19 protein-coding genes are annotated in these 22,370 nt (G+C 42.4%); 10 read left to right on the top strand and 9 right to left on the bottom strand.

The window, feature by feature from the left end:
- Positions 1–14: 14 nt before the first annotated feature.
- Together PBAT_RS06525 and PBAT_RS06520 are read right to left on the bottom strand one after the other, a co-directional pair.
- Positions 15–971, bottom strand: a complete 957-nt coding sequence (locus PBAT_RS06525) for an iron-hydroxamate ABC transporter substrate-binding protein (protein WP_068647743.1) — start codon at positions 969–971, stop codon at positions 15–17.
- Complete coding sequence (locus PBAT_RS06520; protein ID WP_068647741.1) at positions 913–1,767, bottom strand: ABC transporter ATP-binding protein; 855 nt, start codon at positions 1,765–1,767, stop codon at positions 913–915. The genes PBAT_RS06525 and PBAT_RS06520 overlap by 59 nt, the downstream gene beginning before the upstream one ends.
- Positions 1,768–1,949: 182 nt before the next feature.
- On the opposite strand from PBAT_RS06520, the gene PBAT_RS06515 reads away from it, so the two are divergent.
- Both PBAT_RS06515 and PBAT_RS06510 read left to right on the top strand, forming a co-directional pair.
- Positions 1,950–3,029 (top strand): NAD(P)/FAD-dependent oxidoreductase, encoded by a 1,080-nt coding sequence (locus tag PBAT_RS06515; protein WP_068647739.1) that lies wholly within the window; start codon positions 1,950–1,952, stop codon positions 3,027–3,029.
- Positions 3,030–3,257: 228 nt separating this feature from the next.
- On the top strand, positions 3,258–4,199 hold the full coding sequence (locus PBAT_RS06510) for a WD40/YVTN/BNR-like repeat-containing protein (protein ID WP_068647737.1): 942 nt from the start codon (positions 3,258–3,260) through the stop codon (positions 4,197–4,199).
- 76 nt (positions 4,200–4,275) lie between these two features.
- Here PBAT_RS06510 and PBAT_RS06505 read toward each other — a convergent pair whose 3' ends face one another.
- Complete coding sequence (locus PBAT_RS06505) at positions 4,276–5,265, bottom strand: DMT family transporter (RefSeq protein ID WP_068647735.1); 990 nt, start codon at positions 5,263–5,265, stop codon at positions 4,276–4,278.
- A 162-nt stretch (positions 5,266–5,427) separates the two neighbouring features.
- Here PBAT_RS06505 and PBAT_RS06500 point away from each other — a divergent pair, with 162 nt between their 5' ends.
- The 8 genes from PBAT_RS06500 to PBAT_RS06465 all read left to right on the top strand — a co-directional run bounded on the left by PBAT_RS06500 (position 5,428) and on the right by PBAT_RS06465 (position 15,897).
- The gene (locus PBAT_RS06500; RefSeq protein ID WP_068647733.1) at positions 5,428–6,294 is read left to right on the top strand and encodes a LysR family transcriptional regulator; all 867 of its coding nucleotides are present in this window, start codon (positions 5,428–5,430) and stop codon (positions 6,292–6,294) included.
- Positions 6,295–6,630: 336 nt separating this feature from the next.
- Entirely contained in the window at positions 6,631–7,650 is a 1,020-nt protein-coding gene (locus PBAT_RS06495) for an aldo/keto reductase (RefSeq protein WP_068647730.1), read from the top strand.
- Between the two features lie 5 nt (positions 7,651–7,655).
- Positions 7,656–8,072, top strand: coding sequence for an SRPBCC family protein (locus PBAT_RS06490; RefSeq protein ID WP_068647728.1), 417 nt, complete (start codon positions 7,656–7,658; stop codon positions 8,070–8,072).
- A 218-nt stretch (positions 8,073–8,290) separates the two neighbouring features.
- Positions 8,291–9,748 (top strand): polysaccharide deacetylase family protein, encoded by a 1,458-nt coding sequence (locus tag PBAT_RS06485; protein ID WP_068647726.1) that lies wholly within the window; start codon positions 8,291–8,293, stop codon positions 9,746–9,748.
- 25 nt (positions 9,749–9,773) lie between these two features.
- Positions 9,774–11,087, top strand: coding sequence for a nucleotide sugar dehydrogenase (locus PBAT_RS06480; protein ID WP_068647724.1), 1,314 nt, complete (start codon positions 9,774–9,776; stop codon positions 11,085–11,087).
- Positions 11,088–11,111: 24 nt separating this feature from the next.
- Positions 11,112–12,986, top strand: coding sequence for a glycosyltransferase family 2 protein (locus PBAT_RS06475; RefSeq protein WP_068647722.1), 1,875 nt, complete (start codon positions 11,112–11,114; stop codon positions 12,984–12,986).
- Positions 12,987–13,026: 40 nt separating this feature from the next.
- Positions 13,027–14,790, top strand: coding sequence for a polysaccharide deacetylase family protein (locus PBAT_RS06470; protein WP_068647720.1), 1,764 nt, complete (start codon positions 13,027–13,029; stop codon positions 14,788–14,790).
- Positions 14,791–14,817: 27 nt separating this feature from the next.
- Complete coding sequence (locus PBAT_RS06465; RefSeq protein ID WP_246168330.1) at positions 14,818–15,897, top strand: glycosyl hydrolase family 18 protein; 1,080 nt, start codon at positions 14,818–14,820, stop codon at positions 15,895–15,897.
- An 86-nt stretch (positions 15,898–15,983) separates the two neighbouring features.
- Here PBAT_RS06465 and PBAT_RS06460 read toward each other — a convergent pair whose 3' ends face one another.
- From PBAT_RS06460 to PBAT_RS06435, 6 genes are all read right to left on the bottom strand, one after another.
- A complete protein-coding gene (locus tag PBAT_RS06460; protein ID WP_068647719.1) occupies positions 15,984–16,790 on the bottom strand; it encodes a metallophosphoesterase in 807 nt (268 codons plus the stop codon).
- Between the two features lie 174 nt (positions 16,791–16,964).
- Positions 16,965–17,801: a MurR/RpiR family transcriptional regulator gene (locus PBAT_RS06455; RefSeq protein ID WP_068647717.1), complete on the bottom strand. Its 837-nt coding sequence runs from the start codon at positions 17,799–17,801 to the stop codon at positions 16,965–16,967.
- Positions 17,802–17,893: 92 nt separating this feature from the next.
- Positions 17,894–18,655, bottom strand: a complete 762-nt coding sequence (locus PBAT_RS06450) for a PHP domain-containing protein (protein WP_068647715.1) — start codon at positions 18,653–18,655, stop codon at positions 17,894–17,896.
- A gap of 19 nt (positions 18,656–18,674) precedes the next feature.
- A complete protein-coding gene (locus tag PBAT_RS06445) occupies positions 18,675–19,514 on the bottom strand; it encodes an energy-coupling factor transporter transmembrane component T family protein (protein WP_068647713.1) in 840 nt (279 codons plus the stop codon).
- Positions 19,501–21,273, bottom strand: a complete 1,773-nt coding sequence (locus tag PBAT_RS06440) for an ABC transporter ATP-binding protein (RefSeq protein WP_211267820.1) — start codon at positions 21,271–21,273, stop codon at positions 19,501–19,503. Before PBAT_RS06440 ends, PBAT_RS06445 begins: the two co-directional genes overlap by 14 nt.
- Entirely contained in the window at positions 21,273–22,148 is an 876-nt protein-coding gene (locus PBAT_RS06435) for a DUF8171 family membrane protein (protein ID WP_068647711.1), read from the bottom strand. Before PBAT_RS06435 ends, PBAT_RS06440 begins: the two co-directional genes overlap by 1 nt.
- Positions 22,149–22,370 lie beyond the last annotated feature (222 nt).

The following is a 22,370-nucleotide window of genomic DNA, read 5'->3' as shown; positions in this document are numbered from 1 at the left end:
ATAGTATCTTTGTATTATTTCCCGAGAAAGCTCTTCGTGAAGAATTCTAGTTGGTAATCTAGTGTTACTGGATCATTAAAGTAGAACTCTTTCGCATTCGCTTCGAATATGCGGTTATTCTTAACAGCTGGGATGTTCTTGTAAGTATCGGTTTCTTGGAATGAATTATCAGTATCAGAGCTTTTACTAAAGATGACATAGTCTCCTGCGTATTGAGGTAGAACTTCCAATGATAATGCATAGTAACCATCTTTTAAGGCCATTTCGGTAACTTTGTCAGGCATTTTCAATTTCATTTCTTGGTACAATATTTCTGTTCCACGTCCCCAGTTATTCCCGAATACGTAAATTTGCTTGTCGAAGTTCTCAATGACAGAAACAGTTGCGTCGGCACCAATTTTAGCTTTAATTTCTTCTCCAGCTGCTTGAGCACGTTTCTTGAAATCATCAATCCACGTTTGAGCTTCTTTTTCCTTATTTAACAGCTTACCAATCTCTAAATGTTGTGTTAAATAATCTAATTTGCCGTATGTATACGTTACTGTAGGGGCAATTTTGCTTAATTTATCGATATTGTTCATCGTGGATGAACCAATGATCAGATCAGGGTCTAATTCAATGATTTTCTCTAAGTTTTCATCGGTGACTTCGGCAGCATCTTTGATTTCTGCTTCAAAGCGGGGGTTACTCTTTGACCACGAGTCAACGCCGACAAGATTAACGTTCAAAGCCATGACGTCACCTGCATAAGTAGAAAGGACGATAACACGCTGTGGGTCAGCAGGAACTTCAATGGGACCATTCTCAGACTGATAGGTGATGGTTCCTGATTTCTTCTCTGGTGTAGCTGTGGTGTCCTCTTGTTTTGCAGGTTCACTGTTAACTTTGCTGTTACTGCTAGTATTATTGTTATTACACGCACTTACGACTAGCACCATCAGTAGCATGATTGGTAGGAATAGCTTTTTCATTTGTATAGTCTCCTCTTAATAGATTATATGTAACACACATAGGTTTGTTTGTTCTAGGGTCTCGGCCGATCTCGGCATCAATATGGAACACTTCTTTAAGCACATCATGATGAATAACTTCTTCACAATCGCCAGCTTTCACAATTTCACCTTCTTTTAGAGCAATGATATAATCAGCGAAGCGAGCCGCTTGGTTCAAATCGTGAAGGACCATCACAATCGTACGTTCCTGCTCGACATTGAGTTTTTGCAAAAGTTCTAATACTTCTAGCTGGTGTGCTAGATCTAAATAGGTCGTAGGTTCATCAAGGAAAATAATTTCCGTTTCTTGGGCTAGGGCCATAGCAATCCATACCCGTTGGCGTTGCCCTCCTGAAAGTGAATCGATGTGGCGGTATTTAAAGTCCTTTGTTCCTGTGACTTCAAGTGCCCAGTCAATGACTTCATAATCCCTTTGCGTTAAGCGCCCAAATCCTTTTTGATAGGGAAATCGACCATACGATACCAGCTCACCGACGGTTAACCCATTTGCACTTTCTGGCGTTTGTGGGAGAATGGCCATTTTTGTCGCAAGGATCTTGGTACTTCCCTTCGATATATCTTCTCCATCTAACACAACGCTTCCAGATTGATGTGGAATAATACGAGTGATAGCCTTTAATAATGTAGATTTACCACAGCCATTGGAACCGATGATGGTTGTGATTTTTTTATCTGGGATCGTAACGCTTAGATTATTTACAATTAAGCGTTCACCATAGCCAATGCTCAGTTGATCTGTATAAAGGCGAACCATGCGGGAACCTCCATCTGTCTAAGTAATTAAAAATTTAATGATAATGATTATCAATCTCGATAAATATAGCGGAGTTCCAGGGAGGTGTCAACTGCTTTTTGTCTTGTAATAAAGAAATAATGCGTGTATATTCAATTGATAATGATAATCAGTTACATTTGAATGCTTAGGAGAGTGTTGAAGTGGAAGAGGATGAACTGTTTGATGTAACGGTGATTGGGGGCGGTCCAGCGGGGCTGTACTCTACTTTTTATAGCGGATTAAGAGAAATGAAAACTAAGATTATTGAGTACCAACCGCAATTAGGTGGGAAAATTCATGTATATCCTGAGAAGATGATATGGGATGTTGGTGGACAGACTCCGTTAACCGGAGCTAAGCTAATTGAACAGCTTGTAGAGCAGGGATTAACGTTTAACCCAGAGGTCGTGTTGAATGAACAAGTGGAGTCGATTACACGTAATGAAGAAGGGTTATTTGTGTTGATAGCTGCCTCAGGTCAAAGACATTATTCAAAGACAGTCATTGTGGCGGTTGGTAGTGGAATATTAAACCCTGAGAAGCTGAAGATCGAGGGAGCAGAGAGATTTGAAGTTACGAATCTTAATTACACAGTGAAATCATTCAATCATTTTAGAGAAAAAACACTGATCATTTCAGGTGGAGGAAACTCTGCGATAGACTGGGCTAATGAATTAGAGCCTATCGCCAAAAAAGTGTATTTAACATATAGAAAAGATGCCTTATCTGGACATGAATCACAAGTAACACAACTGATGAATAGTTCAGCAGCGTGTTTCTTTAATACTTCGATCACCAAATTAATGGCTTCTGAGACGCATGAATTCATTGATCGCGTGGAACTAACCAATCATGAGACGGGAGAGGTTACGTATTTAGCAATTGATGAAGTGATTATTAATCATGGGTATGAGCGTGATACGACATTACTTGAGAAAAGTGAAGTGAAAATTGCTATAGCAGATCAATACTATATTGCAGGTAATTCTACTAGCGAATCTTCGATCGACGGGATTTATGCTGCTGGTGATATTCTAATGCATGATGGGAAATTAAATTTAATAGCGGGCGCCTTCCAAGATGCAGCTAATGCTGTAAATAAGGCTAAACAATTTATTCAGCCGACAGCTGATAAAATAGGTATGGTCTCATCACATAACGAGCTTTTTAAAAAACGAAATAAGGAATTAGTGAGAGAAATGATATCCTCATGGGAAACAGAGACAGGGTCTTTGTCCTAGGGACTAGAAGTCTGCCTCTGCTCCTATCAACAAAGAAGCTACTCTATTGTTGGAGTGGGATTATACTTATTTAATTTATGATCACGTGCTTAGTATAAGCGCTGTGGTCATTTTTGCGTATGAAAAAACATATCAGAATAATAAGGTAAAATATGGATTTACAGTGTGATAGTATAGTGTAAGAGTGGATCAGGTTTTAATAATACAATTTATATGAGGAGTTTGTTCATGACATCAAATAAACAATATCATAACTTGAAGATAGTGTCGGCTGTAATCACGTTGTTGCTATTAATTACGATAGGAGTTACATATTATCTTAAATTCTACAAAGAGGATTTAAATAGAATCTTACCCATGACGAATACGATGAAGTCTGATGAAGAGAATCTTGAGAATAATCGTTATCAGATTTACAACAAAAAGCTGAGAGTAACTTATGACAATGGATATCATTGGAAAGTTGTGCCTGCATCTTTAGAAGAATTATTTGCGGGAGATTACAATGGTTCTAGACAGAATTTAATAGATGGAAGTTATGTGATTACAAGAGATAGGATGGCATTTGTCATTGGTGAACAGATTGTCATAGATAATGAGTACCGGGGGACTAATTTCAGTATTCTACAATCTACAGATAAAGGGAAAACGTGGATAAAAAAGTATGTTACCGATTCACCTGATGTCAGGGTACGATTTCTTGGTTTTACATCCGAACAAAATGGCTATTTGATTATAAGTTCTGAGGGTACGATGGGCTTTGAAGCTAATGCTATCTATAACACAAACGATGGCGGGAATAGATGGATCATGACAGGAACCGTCAAAGACACCAATAGACATATAACTAGCGGTAGTTTTATTAATGAGAATATTGGATTTATCTCTTTCGGTTCTATTGCAGTGAATTCTGAACCGGAAGGTCCATCCGTATATCGAACCTTCGATGGGGGGAAGAATTGGGATGAGATTGAGATACCGATTCCTTCGGAATTTAAAGGGATCTTTACAGTAGCAGAAGTACCTACCTTTGATGAAATCCAAGGTATTTTGCATGTGAATCAGGGACCTAACGGAGATTATCAAGGTGGTAACGTAGTTGCAAGATTTAATTCGATAGACGAGGGAGCTACCTGGTCTTTTGTCGATCTGGTTGAACCAGTACAATAAACCGACAAGAGTCATATATACAGAACCTATGTCATCATAACTGAAATGAAATTATTCATGAAGAAAAGCCCCATGGTCACGGGGCTGCTTCAATAAGTTCAACTTTAGGATCACGTGCAGTTGTATATGCTCTGTGGTCTTTTTCCGGTATGGTCTTGCGCTGATAAGCATTGTTTCGTACGAGTGCAAAAATGATGAGTAACGTTCCGAAAAATTCATAGTTACTGATGTGATAACCTTGGAAAGCCATAATGACGAATGTCGTAATAGGGACAAAATTGATAAATAATAATCCGTTAGGTGGGGACAACAACTTGAGTCCTTGATTCCAACATAGCAAGGCAGCTAGCCCTGGTAACAAGACCATAAAGGCCATTTCATATTTAATGGAGAGTATCGTGTCAAGTGTAGGAACTGGAACTAACTGAAAGCTTGAGGCAAGGGTGACGATTACGAAATTCACTACACTGCCAAATATACAGGTTAATGTAGAATAGCGAAGTATTGACCAATCCCTAAACTGAGTTCCGCCCATGGAATAGACTACCCATCCCACAACACCCACAAAGATCATTAGCAATGGGAACGCATGTTGACCAGCCATCATGAAAAATTCCATATTTCCGTTGGTAATGACAAGTAAAGCGCCGGCAAGTGCGATCGCTACACTTGTGATCATAAATTTCTTCGGGGCTTTTCTTGTTGTGATCCATAAGACCACAATGGATATCATCGGCATGAGCACTTCCATGATGGAGGCTGCAACGGTACCTGATTCACCCATGAGGTGTTGTCCTAGGAAGACGCACATGTTATAGACCGAAAAGGCCATCGTTCCGAAAAATAATAAAGATTTGCCTCTTCCCTCGAAGCGAAACGCTGATTTCCCCTCTTTTATCAAAAGCATCACGCTGAGCATAACAGCAACGAGTGCATAACGAATAAACGAGAAATAAAATGAGTCTATTTTCTGTAATGCCATGTGTGCGACGGGAAACATGGCACCCCAAGACATACTAGCAATGAGGCACAAAATGGACCCGATGATGATTTGTTTCTTTAGCATGTTGTCTCTCCCTAGCATAAATCTGCCGATGTAATATTGTAATACCCATGATAGGGAGAAAAAAGGGTATAGTAAAATGATTGATAATAAAGTTTATCATCATTTATAATGATATTAGAAAGAAGTAATGTACGTAGCAAGGATTACAGAGGGGTTATCACATTGGAATTTAATGATTTGAAAATATTTCAGAGCGTCGCTACACATGGAAGTGTCAGCAAGGCAGCATTGGAGATGAACTACGTTCAATCCAATGTGACAGCAAGAATTAAATTACTTGAGAAGGAACTTCAGACCCCCTTATTTTATCGTCATAAGCGGGGGATGATCCTTAATACAGAAGGAAAACGATTGTTGGAACATGCGAGAGAGATCTTGTCTAGAATGGATGAAATGAAGCTTGCTTTTCAAGATAAAATGAACCCTTCTGGTGTCCTTAAGATCGGTATCGTGGAGACTGTGGTTGCTCTACCGGATATTTTATCCTCATACCATAGCAAGTATCCGAATGTTGAATTATCACTGAATGCTGGAGTAACAGATCTCTTGTTGCAAAAGGTCATTGATATGAAGCTAGATGGTGCATTTGTTACAGGTCCTATCAGGCATCCTTTACTGGAACAGGTTGAGGTTATTCAAGAAAAGCTTGTTCTGGTGACCAAGGGAGACACCTTTTCGATGGAGGATATCACGACAAGACCACTGTTACTATACAACAAAGGTTGCGGTTATCGTGGGAGACTTGAAAGTTGGATGAAGGTGGAGGGTATTGTCCCGAAACAGATCATGGAGTTCGGAACGTTTGGGACGATTATAGGCAGTGTAGCGGCAGGCATAGGAATAACGATTATTCCAGAATCATCGGTGATGGATCTGGTTGCTAGCGGTACTGTGTTTTGTCATGACTTACCTGAACCTTATCGTGAAGTCACGACGATCTTTATACGACGTAAGGATTCGTATGTAACGAGCACGCTACAGTGCTTCATAGATGAAATTGTTGCTCGAACGAGTCTAGCGCAGGTGTAGTTACCAGAGTGATATATGCCAAGAAGATATCCTTGGTGCTGAAAGGTTAATAAACTAGAAGTACCGTCAGAGGGCATGAGTGCCTTAACTGACGGTACTTTTTTTCGTATGACAGATGAATTCAATTCACCATTAAAGAGATACTTATTAGTACCTACAGTACTTATTGGTACCTACGGTACTTTAATGTGCGTAATATACATTTATGTTTATATATTTCATAATGGGGCTTGTAAGATAAAAACAACTTGAGCGATGAGCTTACGGGAAATATTTTTCATAATGGAAATAGTCATAACTCGTATCTCATCAATTCATATAGGAGGATTTATTATAATGAAGGACAATCTGTTTCAGGGTAAATTGGGTTTTGGTACTGCTCCGCTTGGAAATATGTTTCGTGATATCCCAGAAGAAGAAGCAATGGCAACTGTGGATGCGGCATGGGAGCATGGCATTCGTTATTTCGACAGTGCTCCATTCTATGGTGCCGGTCTGGCCGAGATTCGCCTTGGTGAAGCATTGTCGAAACGCAATCGCGATGAATATGTATTGAGTACAAAAGTAGGCCGGCTGATTCTGGACGAACTCGAAGACCCAACCTTGCGTGACTTGGGAGAGAAGGGGGGACTGTTTGAATTTGGACGTAAGAATAAGATCGTCAACGACTATAGTGCAGACGCCACCCTTCGTTCTATCGAGCAAAGCCTGAAACGTTTGAAGACTGACCGTCTGGACATCGTCTACATTCATGATATAGCACAGGATTTTTATGGAGACGAGTGGATCTCGCATTTTGAAACGGCAAGAACGGGGGCATTTCGTGTACTGACACAATTGCGCGAAGAAGGAGTAATTAAGTCTTGGGGACTTGGAGTGAACCGCGTAGAACCAATTGAAATCACGCTGGAACTGGACGAAGCGAAGCCGGATGCATTCTTGCTCGCTGGTCGCTATACGTTGCTCGATCATGAGCGTGCACTACAACGATTAATGCCCTCCGCCGTAGATAAAAATGTGAATATTATTGTCGGGGGCCCATACAGCTCAGGCATCTTGGCTGGAGGTACTCATTTCGAGTATCAGAAGGCATCACAAGAGATTATTGCGAAGGTCGAGCGGATGAAGAGCATAGCACAGCGCCACGATACCAGTATCAAGGCTGCTGCCCTGCAATTTGCACTGGCCAATCCGGCAGTTGCTGCGGTTATCCCTGGTGCTAGCCGACCGGAGCGAATTGCAGAGGACCAGGCTGCATTGAATACTGTTATTCCGGCCGAATTCTGGCAGGAAATGCGCGATCAGAGACTGGTGGCAGATAACGCACCATTGCCAATAAATTCTCAAAAGGAGTAATCGATATGACACAGACTACGACAACGCTAGAAATCCCAGCTTCGCCTGATCAGGTATGGAAATTGATTGGTGGCTTTAACTCACTACCGGACTGGCTACCATATATACCCAGAAGCGAATTGAGCCAAGGTGGACGCGTGCGTAAGCTTGCTAACCCTGATGGAAATGTAATAATAGAGCGCTTGGAAGCATTCAACAACAAGGAGCGCGCATACACCTACTCCATTATGGAATCACCATTTCCAGTCACTAATTATCTATCCACAATTCACGTTCGTGAGCTTGATGGCAGCCAATCATCGCTCGTGGAGTGGTCGGGCAGCTTCACTCCTGTAGGGGTTAGTGACGAAGAGGTCATTAATCTATTCCATGGTATCTATAAGGATGGACTGGCAGCATTGCGACAAGCATTTCCGAATTGATCTTAAATAATAGGCTCTACTAGTATATCCAAGAATTAACCCGGTCGATTTACGATCGGGTTAATTCTTGTTTACTTAGTTAGAAGCAAAAGAAGGAATTATTACGGGGATGAATCGTATGGATTTAATTAGGGCAAATGGTTAATTTTTCTGCGCATATTCATGTGATACGATAAGGGGTAAATGAAAGTATAACGTTTATATAAAGGAGTAGAGGTATGGACGTAGGTCGAGAGGAAATAGCCAGACGACATTTCGCCCCTATGATCATCGTGCTTGCGCTGTTATTTATTGCAGGCTGCGGGACATCTGGAAGTAGAGACGATTCTACTAATAATCTGAATACTAAGAGCGAAGTGGATCAACCGATTACACGATATACAGGTGAGAAGAGTAGGGAGATTTCGATGGTGTATACCGCTAAGCGGGAGCTGTCACTTTCCTTTAACGGGATGGGTGATGCTGAGACCATGAAGAAACTATTAGATGAACTAGATACCTATCATATTAAGGCAACCTTCTTTCTACCAGGGATGAGAGTGGCGGAAGAACCAGATATCGCGAAAGACATCTTGGATCGGGGCCATGAGATTGAGAGTAACACGCTGAATGGGCTGGACATGAGTAAGCTTAGTTATGAACAGATTTATAAGGAAATTAAACTGAGTAATCAGGTTATTGCGAAAGAAACAGGCGTGACCCCCAAGTATGTGCGGACCAAATCCGGTGATTTCACTGATGATGTACGCTTAGCTGCGGCGCATAATGGGATGGAAGCTGTAGTCAGCTACAACATCAATCCCAAGGATCGAGACATGAAGGATGCAAAGACCATAGGTGATTACGTGAAGAGGTACATCTCCAGAGGGGGGATTATTTCGTTAAACACCGATATTAACCCTGAAGTTATCTCATCTATTAAGTATATTGCGGAGGCGGCAGATGAGATCGGGTATAAGCTAATTCGATTAGAACAATTGGTGGAGAACGGTGGTGTGAGAAAGCCGCTGGAGCAAATCCCTGGTTACGATGCGGCTAAAATCAATTTGGACTATCAAGACGAGAAATACGAGCTTATTTATAAAGTGAACACGAATAAGAAACAGGTTGCACTTACCTTTGATGATTGGGGAAGTGATAAAACGATAACAAAGATCCTGGATATATTAGCAGAACATGATACGGTTGCGACCTTCTTTTTGAGGGCAAAGGGTGTGGAGACTAACCCAAATCTTGCGAGAGCTATCGTCGAGGGGGGGCATGACGTTGCAAATCATTCCTACAATCATCCGGTGGTTACTTCCATAACACCAAAGGAACTGCAAGAGGATCTGGTGAAAGCTCACCAAGTGATTACAGATGCGATTCAGCAACAGCCAGTGATGTTATTTCGTCCGCCGACTGGCGTTGTAGATGATGAAAGGGCGAAGGCCATCGCTGCTACGGGATATCCCAACATTGCGATGTATGAAGTAACTGCACTAGATTGGGATTCCTCCAACAGTGCAAATGATATTGTCCATGATATTATGACGAAGTCGGAAAGAGGAAGTATCATTTTGCTACATATGCTTGATGACATTCATACCATTGAGGCATTGCCAAGAATACTAGATGGGATGAAGAGCAAGGGATTTACATTCGTAAAAATGGCAGATTTAATTGAAGAGCAATAGTCTATAAAAACGGGGAATGAATGAGATGGAACTTTATGAAAACATAGTTGAACTTCAAGAGAAATTGGCTGTCATCGGACTTGGCTATGTGGGACTCCCTATAGCTGTTGCGTTTTCAAAAAGAGTGAACGTCATTGGATTTGATATAAATGAGCAGAAGGTAAATGGATATCGTAATGGCATCGATGCTACGGGTGAGATGATGGATGTAGATATCAGAGACTGTTCCGTAGACTTCACTTCGGATGTAGAACAACTGAATGGCGTGAAATTCTTCATTATAGCGGTTCCTACACCCGTCCAAAGCGGGAATGTGCCGGACCTGAAATATGTTCAAAGTGCCAGTCGAATTGTAGCCAAGAAACTGACCAAGGGTGCCATCGTTGTGTTCGAGTCAACAGTCTATCCGGGGGTAACTGAGGAAATATGTATTCCTATTCTGGAGGCGGAATCGGGCCTGCGTTGTGGTGAGGACTTTAAGGTTGGGTACTCTCCTGAACGAATTAATCCAGGGGATAGAGTTCATCGCCTGGAGAACATCGTGAAGATTGTTTCTGGTATCGATGAGGAAGCACTGGAAACCATTGCGAAAGTGTACGAGCTAGTCATAGAGGCAGGAGTATATAGAGCGGAAAGTATTAAAGTTGCTGAGGCAGCGAAAGTTATTGAAAATGCGCAGCGGGATATTAACATCGCCTTCATGAATGAGCTTTCGATGTTGTTCAATCGAATGGGAATCGATACGAAAGAGGTTCTTAAGGCTGCTAGCACGAAGTGGAATTTCCTTGATTTCTCCCCGGGTCTTGTGGGAGGGCACTGTATCGGTATTGATCCGTATTATCTAACGTACAAAGCTGAGGATATTGGTTATCATTCACAGATTATCCTTGCTGGCCGTCATATTAATGATGGAATGGGTAAATTTATTGCCCAACATATTATTAAAATACTAGTCCGTCTGAAACTTGATTTGAATCAAGCTAGAATAGGATTGTTAGGTCTATCCTACAAAGAGGATTCCTCAGATATTCGTAATACGAAAGTTACCGATATTATTGAAGAGCTTCAGGAGTATGGCATCGACCCTATCCTCGTTGATCCCCTAGTGGATCAAGGCCAGGTCTATTCAGAGTATGGACTTGAGATGTCTACAGAATCGGATTTGAGTGAATTGAACGTTCTGATTCTGGCTGTTGCACATGAATCATTCGCACAAATGAGCTTCGAAGATATTGACCGAATGTACAGTAAAGGTCAATCGAAGGTGTTGATAGATATCAAAGGTGTATATAACAAAGCTGAATTTGAGAGTCAAGGCTACTATTACTGGAGGCTATAATGAATAGATTGGGGAATTACAACCGTGATAAGAAGACGAAAACACAGGAAAAGGATTGAAGAGGTACTAACTTCTCCAAGAACAGATAGACGCACATTATCCAATGTACCCGATCCTGAGAATATCAGGGTAACGCTTGACCGCAGGGGTATGCAAGAACAGGATGCGACAGCGATTGACGGGGGAATGGACTCTGAGTATCTCAGCAAGATACGTATGCTTAGCTTAAGGTATACGGCAGACTTTGAGGTTCTGATTGTTGCCAAAGGACAGAAGAAGAAGTCTGGTATAAAGGCGCGAGCCGTGGATATCTCATCTACGGGAATATTGGTTGAGTTACAGGAGGCCACTTACGATTTCAAGGTTGAGGATACCGTGTCAATTCGATTCGATATCCCACCAGGTACGATGCCTGAAGGTTTCGAGTCGAGGGTCAAGACGGAGGCAGTGATCATCCGCAGATTTGACCACACGGTGGAGAATCAAGTGAAGCAGATGATTGCATTTGAATTTGTGAAACCTCTAACAGAATATTTCCAGAAGAAGCGATGGGGATACTCCGTGTATACAGCCAGTGGGTTGTTGTTTGTAGCTGTTGTATTCATTATGCTCATGCGTGCGGAGAGTATTATATATTTCAAATATAATTTGGTCCTGTACTTATATAGTCTTATAGCTGCGGCATTTCTATTAACACGTTATTTATTCGGTGCTCTATATCGGGATGTGCCAATTAATCCTGACTACATGCCGGGAGTATCAATTATCATCCCTTGTTTCAATGAAGAGGAATGGATTCACCGCACAATATTAAGTTGTATGAATCAGGATTATCCGATTGATAAGTTGGAGGTTATCGTTGTTGATGATCGTTCAACAGATAAGTCGGTGGAGCAGATAGAGAAGACGATCGAGATGATTCATAGAGAAGCAGATCGATACATGACCAAGGAACGCCTGAGAATGCATGTGTTAACGGAAAATGGAGGAAAACGGGTCGCCCTCGTGAAGGGTGTAGAAATGGCTAAGCATGATTTGGTTGTGTTTGTTGATTCGGATAGCTTTCTGGACCCGATGGCAATTAAGCATCTGGTTCAGCCCTTCCAAGACCCCCGCATGGGTGGTGTTGCTGGTCGAACAGATGTAGAGAACAAATATACGAATACGGTAACGAAGCTACAGACCGTCAGATATTACATTGCCTTTCGGATTATGAAAGCAGCTGAATCGTGGTTCGATAGTGTAACCTGCTTATCAGGCCCATTATCTTGTTATCGTAAAGAACTGATTGAGAAGCATACCCATGCTTGGCTTAATCAGAAATTTCTGGGACAACCGGCCACCTTCGGTGATGACCGAAGTATGACGAACTTTATATTGAGAACGCATCGTACGGGGTATCAGGATCGTGCAATCTGTTCAACCGTTGTTCCCTCAGATATGGGGGTCTTCTTGAAACAACAAATGAGATGGAAACGCTCATGGTTGCGGGAATCGCTCATTGCTGGAAGTTTTATCTGGCGTAAGGAACCTTTCATGACGTTATTCTTCTATATTGGTCTAATCGTACCTATCGCTGCGCCTGTTATCGTACTGTACAATTTGGTGTATGTTCCGATCATGTATCATGTGTTCCCAGGTACATTCCTCATGGGATTATTACTCATGGCGATGCTGATGAGTCTCGCACATCTATTATTGCGTAAGAGCAAGTTATGGATCTTTGGGTTTGTATTCTGTATTTTCTATGAATTCATACTGTTATGGCAAATGCCTATCGCTTGGGTTACCTTCTGGAAATCGACTTGGGGAACGAGAGAAACACCCCAGGATATAGAAGCTAGAAATAAAAAGGAAGCAAGAAAGAACAAAAACAAAAAACGCGGACTGCCTCTTTAAGTCCATTATTGATGAATTTATATAAGTGAGGTTGGCAGAAATGACCAAAGAAAAGCGAGGTTCTGCCCTGGATTATCGCCGCAAGGATCGAAAGAAAGTCATAAAGACCATCATACAAGCTGCGATGTTGCTAACTGTGGGCATATTGTTATTTCAAGTTATATTTAGTGTAAAAGATTACGCGGAGCCAGTGAAGTCGAGATGGACCAATCATGAGGGATTTATCGCTTTATCTTATTTTGGCGTAGATCGTACGGGAACTCCGAAATTGGTGTCAAAGAAGCAACTAGATCAACAGTTGAAGGCGTTGTATGATCAAGGGTATACGACGATATCACAACAAGATGTGATGGACTACTATCAGCTGGGGAAGGCACTGCCTGATAAGGCTTTGTTTCTATCTTTTGAGGATGGACGTAACGACTCAAGTTTATTTGCTCAGCCACTACTGGAGAAGTATAACTTCAAGGCAACGTTTCTGTCTTATGCTAACAAGATAGGAAATAGTGATCGTAAATTTCTGCAGCCCAAAGATATGCTGAAGATGATGAAGACGGGCTATTGGGAACTTGGTTCCAACGGTTATCGTCTAACGTATATCAATGTTTTTGATAAAGAGGGTCGCTATATTGGTGTGAAGGATGAGACTCAATTACGTAATAAGGACAACGTGGAATACTATAATCATTATTTGATGGACTTCATTAGGGATGAGAACATGATTCCACTGGAAAATCGAGACGAAATGACATCGAGAATCAACATGGACTACCAACAGATGAACGATATTTATATGGATACATTGGGTTTTGTACCGAATGTGTATATGATTATGCATGCGAATACGCTGTATGAAGGGATGAACCCGTTAGTCTCGGATGTAAATGATGTGAATATTCAGCGTATCTTCAATATGCATTTCAATCGTGAAGGAGACATGTATAATGATACGCAACAGAACCTTTTTGATCTAACTCGAGTGCAGCCAGAGCCTTACTGGTATACGAACCATCTCTTAATGAAGGTTGAGAAGGATACTCAGCAGCTTGTTGAGTATATTCACGGTGATGATAAGCGCGCAGAACAATGGAAGCAAATCAGCGGTGCAGCTGAATATATAGATAGTCGAATTGCACTGACGTCGCCAGCAGCAGGAGAAGGGAAGATCTACTTAAAAGAAAGCGAGCAGTTACAGGATATTAAACTTACGACTAAGCTTACTGGAAATGTAGTAGGGAAGCAGAGTATCTATGTCCGCTACGATAGGAAGAAGGATTCCTACATTCGTGTTTCTCTGGACAATAACATAATCTACGTGGATCAAAAGAAGCCGGGACATGCCGTTGAGCAAATCTACACACGTACATTAGATCGTGTTGAATGGCGTTCGGAAGATCTTGCGCTTGAAAAGGCTACCGTGTATACACAACAGCAGACATCTAACGGTGCTTTAACCTCTGAGGATGCATATCCAGTCAATGTTCAGCAGACAAGAAATCTTGAAATTACAGTTCAAGGAGATAAGCTTGATGTCAGCGTGGATAAGGAACAGATTCTAAATCAACAGATTATCGATAGTACGATAGGAATAGGTGGCGTGGCACTTGGTTCCGAATATAACGAGCAGCATAAGAAAGATGATATCTACGATGGTGTATTTGATGACTTGAAGGTTGAGTCATTGCAAGGAAATGACTATACGTCAGTCGTGTTCAATAGTAAGGAAACGGGTCTTAAGGGGATATTCACCCAAATTCAAAAAGCAATTAATACTTCTATAGATTGGGCGATTGATACCTTCTAACATGAGAAGGAAGGGGCAAAGTGGAAGGTGTGTAAGTTGATTGTGACGAATAAATGGTTAGTTATCGCTTCTATTTCGATTATCTTATTCATAACGGCGATGTTTAAGGGGTTGTCGGGTAATACGTCTCATGTGGAAGTGAAGCCGACGAAGGTGGATCCTAATCCAACATTATCGACATGGGTAGTAGATTGGCAGTGGAAGTCAGGTATGGATGATCTTCGGAGTATTTCGAGTGGACTGACAAGCGTTCAAGTATTCGCAGCATATTTCGATGAGACGGACCATCTCTATTTCACAGACCAAATAAATGAAGTTCTGCCAGTCCTATTCGATACGTTGAAGGGAATTGTGTCGACGGGTGTAGATCTGACATTGGTGAATGACCGCTTGAATCAGAATGGTACGGGGGTTCAGAAAGATCCGGACTTGATCACAAGACTTATGGCGACAGACAAGAGCCGAAGCAAACATATCGATGAAATTGTAGATACACTCACCAAGTATGATTTCAGTGGCGTGGAAATTGACTACGAGAAGATCAAGGATAGTGACTGGCGTAACGTCTGCGAATTCTATTCAGAATTGTATCAACGGTTAGATGCAATGGACAAAACGCTTAGAATTGTATTGGAATCCAGAATGCCTATTGAGAAATTATCACTTCCTAAAGGGCCAACTTACGTTATGATGGCATACAATTTATACGGAACTCACAGCGGACCTGGACCGAAGGCAGATCTAGCATTTATAACCCAACTCGCGGCTAGAATGGATCGATTACCTGGGGAGAACATTATAGCTATATCTGCCGGGGGATTTGACTGGGTAGATCAGGGGAAGGTGACTGCACTGACGGAGAAGCGGGCATCGCAATTATCCCTAAAGAGTGTAAATCCTCCAAAGCGTGATGCGGCTAGCGGGAGTATGTATTTTGATTATATTGATGATGATCTAGTCAAGCATACCGTGTGGTATGCCGACGATGTGACGTTATCTCAGTGGATGAGTACGTTACGGCAAAGTGGATACCCCAAAATTGCAATATGGAGATTAGGTGAACTTGGAGAAGACACACTGGAACAGTTGAACCGTTGGGTGCAATAGATCATGCTGTGATTACTATAACAGTAATAGTAAAAAGAAAAAGCTCCAGTACCTATAGGTCTGGGGCTTTAAAGGTAATCACTTTTCTAGGCTTTGACTGTTTTGACCGCAAGATCCACTTGATTATTATTGATTGTTAGTGTTGCATCATAATAACCCCGACCACAACCAGAAGAGGTACATTTACATTTGTAAGCACCTGAGCATCCACACACATAGAATTTGGTCTTTGAGAATCCAGGATAAATATTATTTAGGTTCTCATAAAATGTATGGGCATGGTGAGTGAAAATACCCACGACTTTATTTCGCACATTACCAGGAATGGCCCTGAAGAAATTAGCTGTCTCCTGCGAACTTAGAACATGGGTGGGATCTACTGTAATCCCTTTAACCTTCAAAGGCCAATGAAAATCGATAATGTAGTAATAATTAGGGCTTAATGATTTGAGCAGACTTATACTTGCATAACTGAACTTTCCAGGTGCATTATCTAGCCAGACATATTTCACTTTACCCTGTGTTCCTGGGAAATTCATTTGTCCATGAACTGGGCCCAAATATTTGGTGAATAAGACTCTAGTGTTATCTTCCCAATTTCCTATAGAAGCCTTATAAGGTATCTTCTTTGGACTCAAATTTCGTGTGACGGTATCTTTGAATGCTTTGTAATCTGCCTCAGCTACTGTACCCTTGGAGCCGTGCTTATTATCGCCTCCAAAGATAACAAACTTCTTATTCCCGGACGCGACTGCTTTAGGGAGCAAGCCCTTGAATATGCTTAAGCTATTTCCATAACCGACATGACTATCTCCCATAACTGCAAAATTGACTCTTTGAGTAGCCGATTTCTGTATCGTTGTGGTTGTCTTCCTCTTTGATTTCACATTCACTAGGGGTCACCCTTTCCATCGCTGTAACAGATATACGATTATGTATATTCACAATGGAATGGAGTCTCTTGGGTAGAATACATCATAAATAGCCTATAACAAACGGTGATTTGTTGCATCATCGTCTGGATAGGCTTTCTTTATGTGTCTGAAGGAGCTTGTCGTCGGTCGGGGTTACTTGGGCAATAAAGAGGCGTAATGTTTGCGCATCGCATGAAGTTGTTGAAGCTTCTCCATCGCCGACTCTCCCCGTTGTCCGGCCAGTGATACGGATAGACTTTCTACGATAGTCATTGGAGCCACAAGGGAGTGGAAGGCATCTCTGTCTCCTCGGTCCACTTGCAGGACGATATCGCTGTCGTCAATCATGTCCGAGAGTAGAAGATCCGTAATCAGGATCGTTGTATAGCCAGACTCTGAAGCCTGATCCAAAATCACAGTCGCTTCAGGTGATTTACGGACGAATCCGAAGAAAAGAACGACGTCGTTCGGACCTGCATGGACGAGACTTTCTAACAATTCGTGGCCACTTTGAGCCATAATCCGAACTTCCATGCCAATCCGATTCAGTCGGAAACGTAATAAGTCGCTCAGACACGAAGTGGACCCTGGTCCGTGAACGTATATTTTATCCGCAACGATTAGAGCTTCTACGGCTTGATCGAATGCTTGAAGAGAAATCCGCTTGGCTGTTTCCTCTAAGTTAACCGCCGCAGAGGTAATCATCTGCACAACGACTTCATTCTCGGTTTTGTCTAAGACGTGTTGCATTTTGCGTGCTGGGGTTGAATGCTGCGTTTCCTGCAAATATTTCTTAAAGGATTTCAAATTGTCATACCCAACGGATCTCCAGAATCGCGATACCGTTGCAATACTAACGCCCGCCTTAGTCGCAATATCTTCTTCCGTGTAGAAAGGAATTCGTTCGGGTGATTTAACGATGAAATCGGCTATTCTTTGCTGGCTTTTGGACATTTGATTAAATGGAATCTCGAATTCTAACTTGTTCATGGGTATCCTCCCATAGAGTAAGTAACCGACCATGATGACCGTGAAAGTGATACTCACATTGTATCTTGTTCAACTTGAATTTCCAATCCGTATTATTGGACGAGGACTTTCCCATGCTGTTTCAAGAGTTTCTTGACCACGTTTGCGCCCTTCACTTTTTCTGCTAGACATGGAGATACTAGAATGTGGTAACGTTCCTGCTTGAGACAGTCGGCTAGATCGGTAACAGTATTATATTCACCATCTAGTTGATTGATAACACTTCCGAACTGAAGAGGGTGGTGTGTATCGCTACCTGCGACCATAGGGATACCGATGGTATGAGCCAACTCCTGTACAGTGTCTCTCATGGTTGGACCGTAGGTAGACAGATCCTTGGCGTTGAGATCGAAACAATCAAGCCGACGAAGTAGTGCAGGATCATGTTGGGTTAGAGAGTTACTCTCCCTGTAGGGATGAGCTCCGATTCTCAGTAAAGACAACTCATCGCACCAATCAAGTAACTGTTCGAATGCTACGAACATATTTGCTTCAGTATGTGGTTCTAGTCGTGAACGAAGTTCAAGGACTGCTCCTCTCGTACCGATGACAAGGATATGACCGCCGTTCCTCACATCAACCTCCATGCCTGGGAACACTTTAAAGCCTTCCACGTCGTAATAATCCTCTGTATACGTGTAATTACGATCTAACTCCTCATAGATATCGTGGAAACGGTAGGTATTAAAGTGCTCCGTCATGGCAATGGCGTCGAGACCATTGAGAATGGCTTCTTGGACGGATTCTCGGAAATATTCAATAGAAAAATGTGTTTTTTTAGTCAATTTGATATGGGAGTGAAGATCTATTTTCATTGATGTGATGCTCCTATCATTATAAATTGATGATACTACCCATCCAGAATAACAAGGCTACATAAAGAGCGGATACGGCAATGAATACATAATCTCGAGGAAGTATTTTTAAATAAGCTAGCTTGATACGTTTGACCTTCGGGTCCTTGATCGCATAAGTAAAGCCTTTCACTTCCAAAGCCTCAACGGTTGTCCGCGTACGCTTTGCTGTATTGAGAATGAGTGGGTAAAAGGCCAGAATGGATATTTTCCCGATATGAATGAGTGAACGATAGCCTAGAAACCCCTTGCGTAGTGGTGCGCGTCCACGAAGTCTAAATGAGTAAAGTAGATTGTTATATTCTTCAATCAGGATCGGTAACATCCGGTAGCCGTAGGCTACACCGAAGCTGAATTGCGCTGGCATACCGAGACTGAGTAGGGCATCGCTAAGTTTCTCAGGATCTATACTAGAAAAGACAGCAATGCTCGCAAGTGCAATGACCAGAAGTTTCAGCGTTAGTGTGGACAGTGCCCATGCAGCAGAGAGTCCACCACCGAATGCGAGTGAGACGATCAGCATATAAGCGGTGTCGGTTACTAGTCCAAAGGCCAGCACAATGAGTACAAGAACGCTAGGTTTCGAAGTGTAGGTAAGTATGGCAATTGCTAGTAACATACCGATGAGTACAGTCTTGTCATGAATAAACCAAGGGGCAATCGCAAAGAAGGAATACCACCCGATGAGGATCCGTGGGTCGAACTTTGAGAGGAACGTCAAGGAGTGCCCGAAAGCTGTTCTTAACAACTCCATCTTAATCCTCTCCACACTAAGCTTTTCCCAGAGTGTCGATTTATGGGTCTGTTCAACTAATTCCATATGAAAGCTCCTTTCTGGATGTGTCCTGCATATGAGCTACGAATTCATCCACGGATAAACAAGTTGGTACGATGCCCAGACGGCCACTTAATTGAACGATCTGTGGAGCAATCAATGCGGCTTTCTCGAGTATATCCGTATGTTGAAATACGGTACGACTGTCCGTGTCGAGCAGGATATGGCCTTCATTCATGACAATAACCCGAGTGGCCCAATCGGCGACAAGTTGCATGTCATGCGTAGCTACAACGACCGCCTTGATATGATCATGAAGCTGATCGAACAGAAGGGTCATTTCTCTACGGCTGGCGATATCGAGACTTGCAGTCGGTTCATCGAGTAGTATAATGGTCGGACGCATAGCCATCCCGATCGCGAGCGTTGCACGTCGTTGCTGCCCGCCACTGAGTAATCGTCCATCCCGCTCTTGTAAATTGGTTAGTTTAAACCTTTCTAACACCTCGTCTACGAATGAATCAATTCCCTCTTGTTTTCTAGCGTCCAGGAAGTAAGATACATCTTGGCGAATGTTATCGGCAATGAACATTTCCTCGGGATTCTGGAAGAGGAAGGCTACTTGATCGGATAATTGTTCTGGCGTTGTTTGACGGGTGTCTGTACCGCAGACGGTTACCTTACCTTCCCAAGGACGACGTATCCCTGAAATCAATCTTAACAAAGTAGATTTGCCTGCTCCGTTGTTGCCAATTAATGCGATACGCTCGCCTTCATAAATGTCCAGATCGATGCCGCGAAGTACGGGTTTCTGCTTACGGTCGATACCTTGATAACCACTGGTTACGCCCTCAAGACGTACAAGGGGTTCAGGGGTAGTTAATCTATCTATAGGTAGATCATGCTTAGGCTCAGTCAAAGTCCGCGAAGTGCTAATTCCGAGCGGTGCCCAATGGGCAACCGCTTCTTCAATCGTTATAGGGTACAAGGCTCCTAATTTCTTATCTTGTTCGCTGCAAAGCGCATAGAACGCTTGAGTCACCTGCGGAGGTAGAATGTTCATCTCGTTAAGCGTTGTGATCGAAGACAATCCTTCGGAGACGGGCTTCACCCAACGGATTCTACCACCGGTCTCCATGAGTACAATCTTGCGGCAGTAATCGGCGATGAATTCGGTGTGATGCTCAATGACAATAATCGTTTTTCCGTACTTTTCGTTTAATAGCTTAAGCTTCTCATAAATAATGCGTGCGTGAGCAGGATCAAGCTGAGCCACGGGCTCATCCACGACGATAACATCGGGATTCAGAGCTAATGCTGCGGCTAATGCAGCCATATGTTTCTGTCCACCACTGAGTTGCCATATCCACTCTTTCTGCAAATGCTCAATCTCGAGCATCTGTAGCGCAAGCATACCTCTTTCCTTGTAGTCCTCGAACCCGAAATTAAGTGGTGCGAAGCAGACTTCATCGTAAACCGTGGGACGAACCAATTGGTTCTCGAAGTCTTGAAATACGTAGGCGACATGTTTAGAGAGCTCGGCAACACTTCGATCTGATGTAAGATGCCCGTCAATCATCACTGTTCCTTCCATATCACCGGAATAATAGGTTGGAATTAGACCGTTAAAGCATTTGCAAAGCGTCGATTTCCCACTTCCGTTACTTCCTGCGATCGCTACGAAATCACCGCGGTTAATCGTTAGACTAACCTGTTCTAGAGAATTGGATTGTGCACCTGGGTAACGGAAGGTTACGTTGTTGAGCTGGATAATGGGTTGTTCCTCCGTCGATATCTTCGCCATTAAGCTGCTTCACCCTTCCGTTTATTGGATTTTTTATTTAACGCCCAGAGTAATGTAGTAATAAAAATAACGGCCGCAACACCCATACTGATCCATATCGCGCCATCACCCATACCAGCGATGAAATCCGATTCCCAGTCAATGAAGTTGATGTCCGATTCTGCCATGAATTCCGCTGCACCTGCTACAGCGAACAATAGAATCCCTACAATGAGTAATCTCGGTGTGACGAAATCACCAATAGATGTGCTTGCGCGTCCATCACGAGGTTTCATACCAAGTAGAGGTTCAACTTTACCGTACAGACGTGGGACTAGATATAACGTCGGAAGTAACGCGAATAACGTTCCAGAGATAACCATGGCATTTAGAAAAGCAAAACCTTCGATAGCCAATATACTTTCAGGAAGTCCAGGAACCGCTTCGAATTCTTCGATTCCAAAATATACTTTGCCGATATCGACGATGGTACCGAGCAGTTGATCTATACCTATAGCGACATAAGCCGCAATGGCCAGTTGGCGTCTGTTGGATGGGTTCGTGACAAGCATTCCTGCAATAAATATTGCGAGTGAGAATTCGATAAATTTCTCTAACTCACCCAGCCCTCCGAATTGACCTAGTAGTAGTTCTCCGAAAATAATCTCTCCCACACAAGCCCCTAAAGCTGCATAAAGAGGGTTAAAGAGAATAGCGAATAGAAGTGGAATGAAAATGAAATATTCAACTTTAAGTTCAATGGGTCCGATCTTTAATTCCGGTATAAGCTCCGTAATCATGTTTGAAATACCGTACAAAGACATGGACAAAATGAAAATCATAAGTTTTTGCTGTGAGGTCAGCTCCCAGCGTTTCTTCATGGATCCAGCGTTCATTTTCGTTCCCCCTAAAAGTTTTGGATGGCCAGCTAGTGGTCCAAAAGACTACTTCGTAAGTGTAGGTTGTGAGTTGTCTTCGTCTTCTCTATTTAGAATAGGGTACGTTTGTTATCGGATCATTAAGGCAATGTTATTTATGCGTTAAATTTTTTCATACTATTGCATATGAAAATAAATTTTCATTATAATGAGCATGTAACGTTGTAATGATGTCGGTAA

The sequence above is a fragment of the Paenibacillus antarcticus genome (assembly GCF_001637225.1).
Lineage (GTDB): Bacteria > Bacillota > Bacilli > Paenibacillales > Paenibacillaceae > Paenibacillus_AQ > Paenibacillus_AQ antarcticus.
The sequence above is the reverse complement of the archived record's forward strand: the minus strand, read 5'-3'. Positions and strand labels throughout refer to the sequence as shown.

Excerpts from the sequence above, each read along its gene's own strand:
- PBAT_RS06525 (WP_068647743.1), bottom strand. The coding sequence starts at position 971 with ATGAAAAAGCTATTCCTACCAATCATGCTACTGATGGTGCTAGTCGTA.
- PBAT_RS06520 (WP_068647741.1), bottom strand. The coding sequence starts at position 1,767 with ATGGTTCGCCTTTATACAGATCAACTGAGCATTGGCTATGGTGAACGC.
- PBAT_RS06510 (WP_068647737.1), top strand. The coding sequence starts at position 3,258 with ATGACATCAAATAAACAATATCATAACTTGAAGATAGTGTCGGCTGTA.
- PBAT_RS06505 (WP_068647735.1), bottom strand. The coding sequence starts at position 5,265 with ATGCTAAAGAAACAAATCATCATCGGGTCCATTTTGTGCCTCATTGCT.
- PBAT_RS06495 (WP_068647730.1), top strand. The coding sequence starts at position 6,631 with ATGAAGGACAATCTGTTTCAGGGTAAATTGGGTTTTGGTACTGCTCCG.
- PBAT_RS06490 (WP_068647728.1), top strand. The coding sequence starts at position 7,656 with ATGACACAGACTACGACAACGCTAGAAATCCCAGCTTCGCCTGATCAG.
- PBAT_RS06485 (WP_068647726.1), top strand. The coding sequence starts at position 8,291 with ATGGACGTAGGTCGAGAGGAAATAGCCAGACGACATTTCGCCCCTATG.
- PBAT_RS06480 (WP_068647724.1), top strand. The coding sequence starts at position 9,774 with ATGGAACTTTATGAAAACATAGTTGAACTTCAAGAGAAATTGGCTGTC.
- PBAT_RS06470 (WP_068647720.1), top strand. The coding sequence starts at position 13,027 with ATGACCAAAGAAAAGCGAGGTTCTGCCCTGGATTATCGCCGCAAGGAT.
- PBAT_RS06455 (WP_068647717.1), bottom strand. The coding sequence starts at position 17,801 with ATGAACAAGTTAGAATTCGAGATTCCATTTAATCAAATGTCCAAAAGC.
- PBAT_RS06450 (WP_068647715.1), bottom strand. The coding sequence starts at position 18,655 with ATGAAAATAGATCTTCACTCCCATATCAAATTGACTAAAAAAACACAT.
- PBAT_RS06445 (WP_068647713.1), bottom strand. The coding sequence starts at position 19,514 with ATGGAATTAGTTGAACAGACCCATAAATCGACACTCTGGGAAAAGCTT.
- PBAT_RS06440 (WP_211267820.1), bottom strand. The coding sequence starts at position 21,273 with ATGGCGAAGATATCGACGGAGGAACAACCCATTATCCAGCTCAACAAC.
- PBAT_RS06435 (WP_068647711.1), bottom strand. The coding sequence starts at position 22,148 with ATGAACGCTGGATCCATGAAGAAACGCTGGGAGCTGACCTCACAGCAA.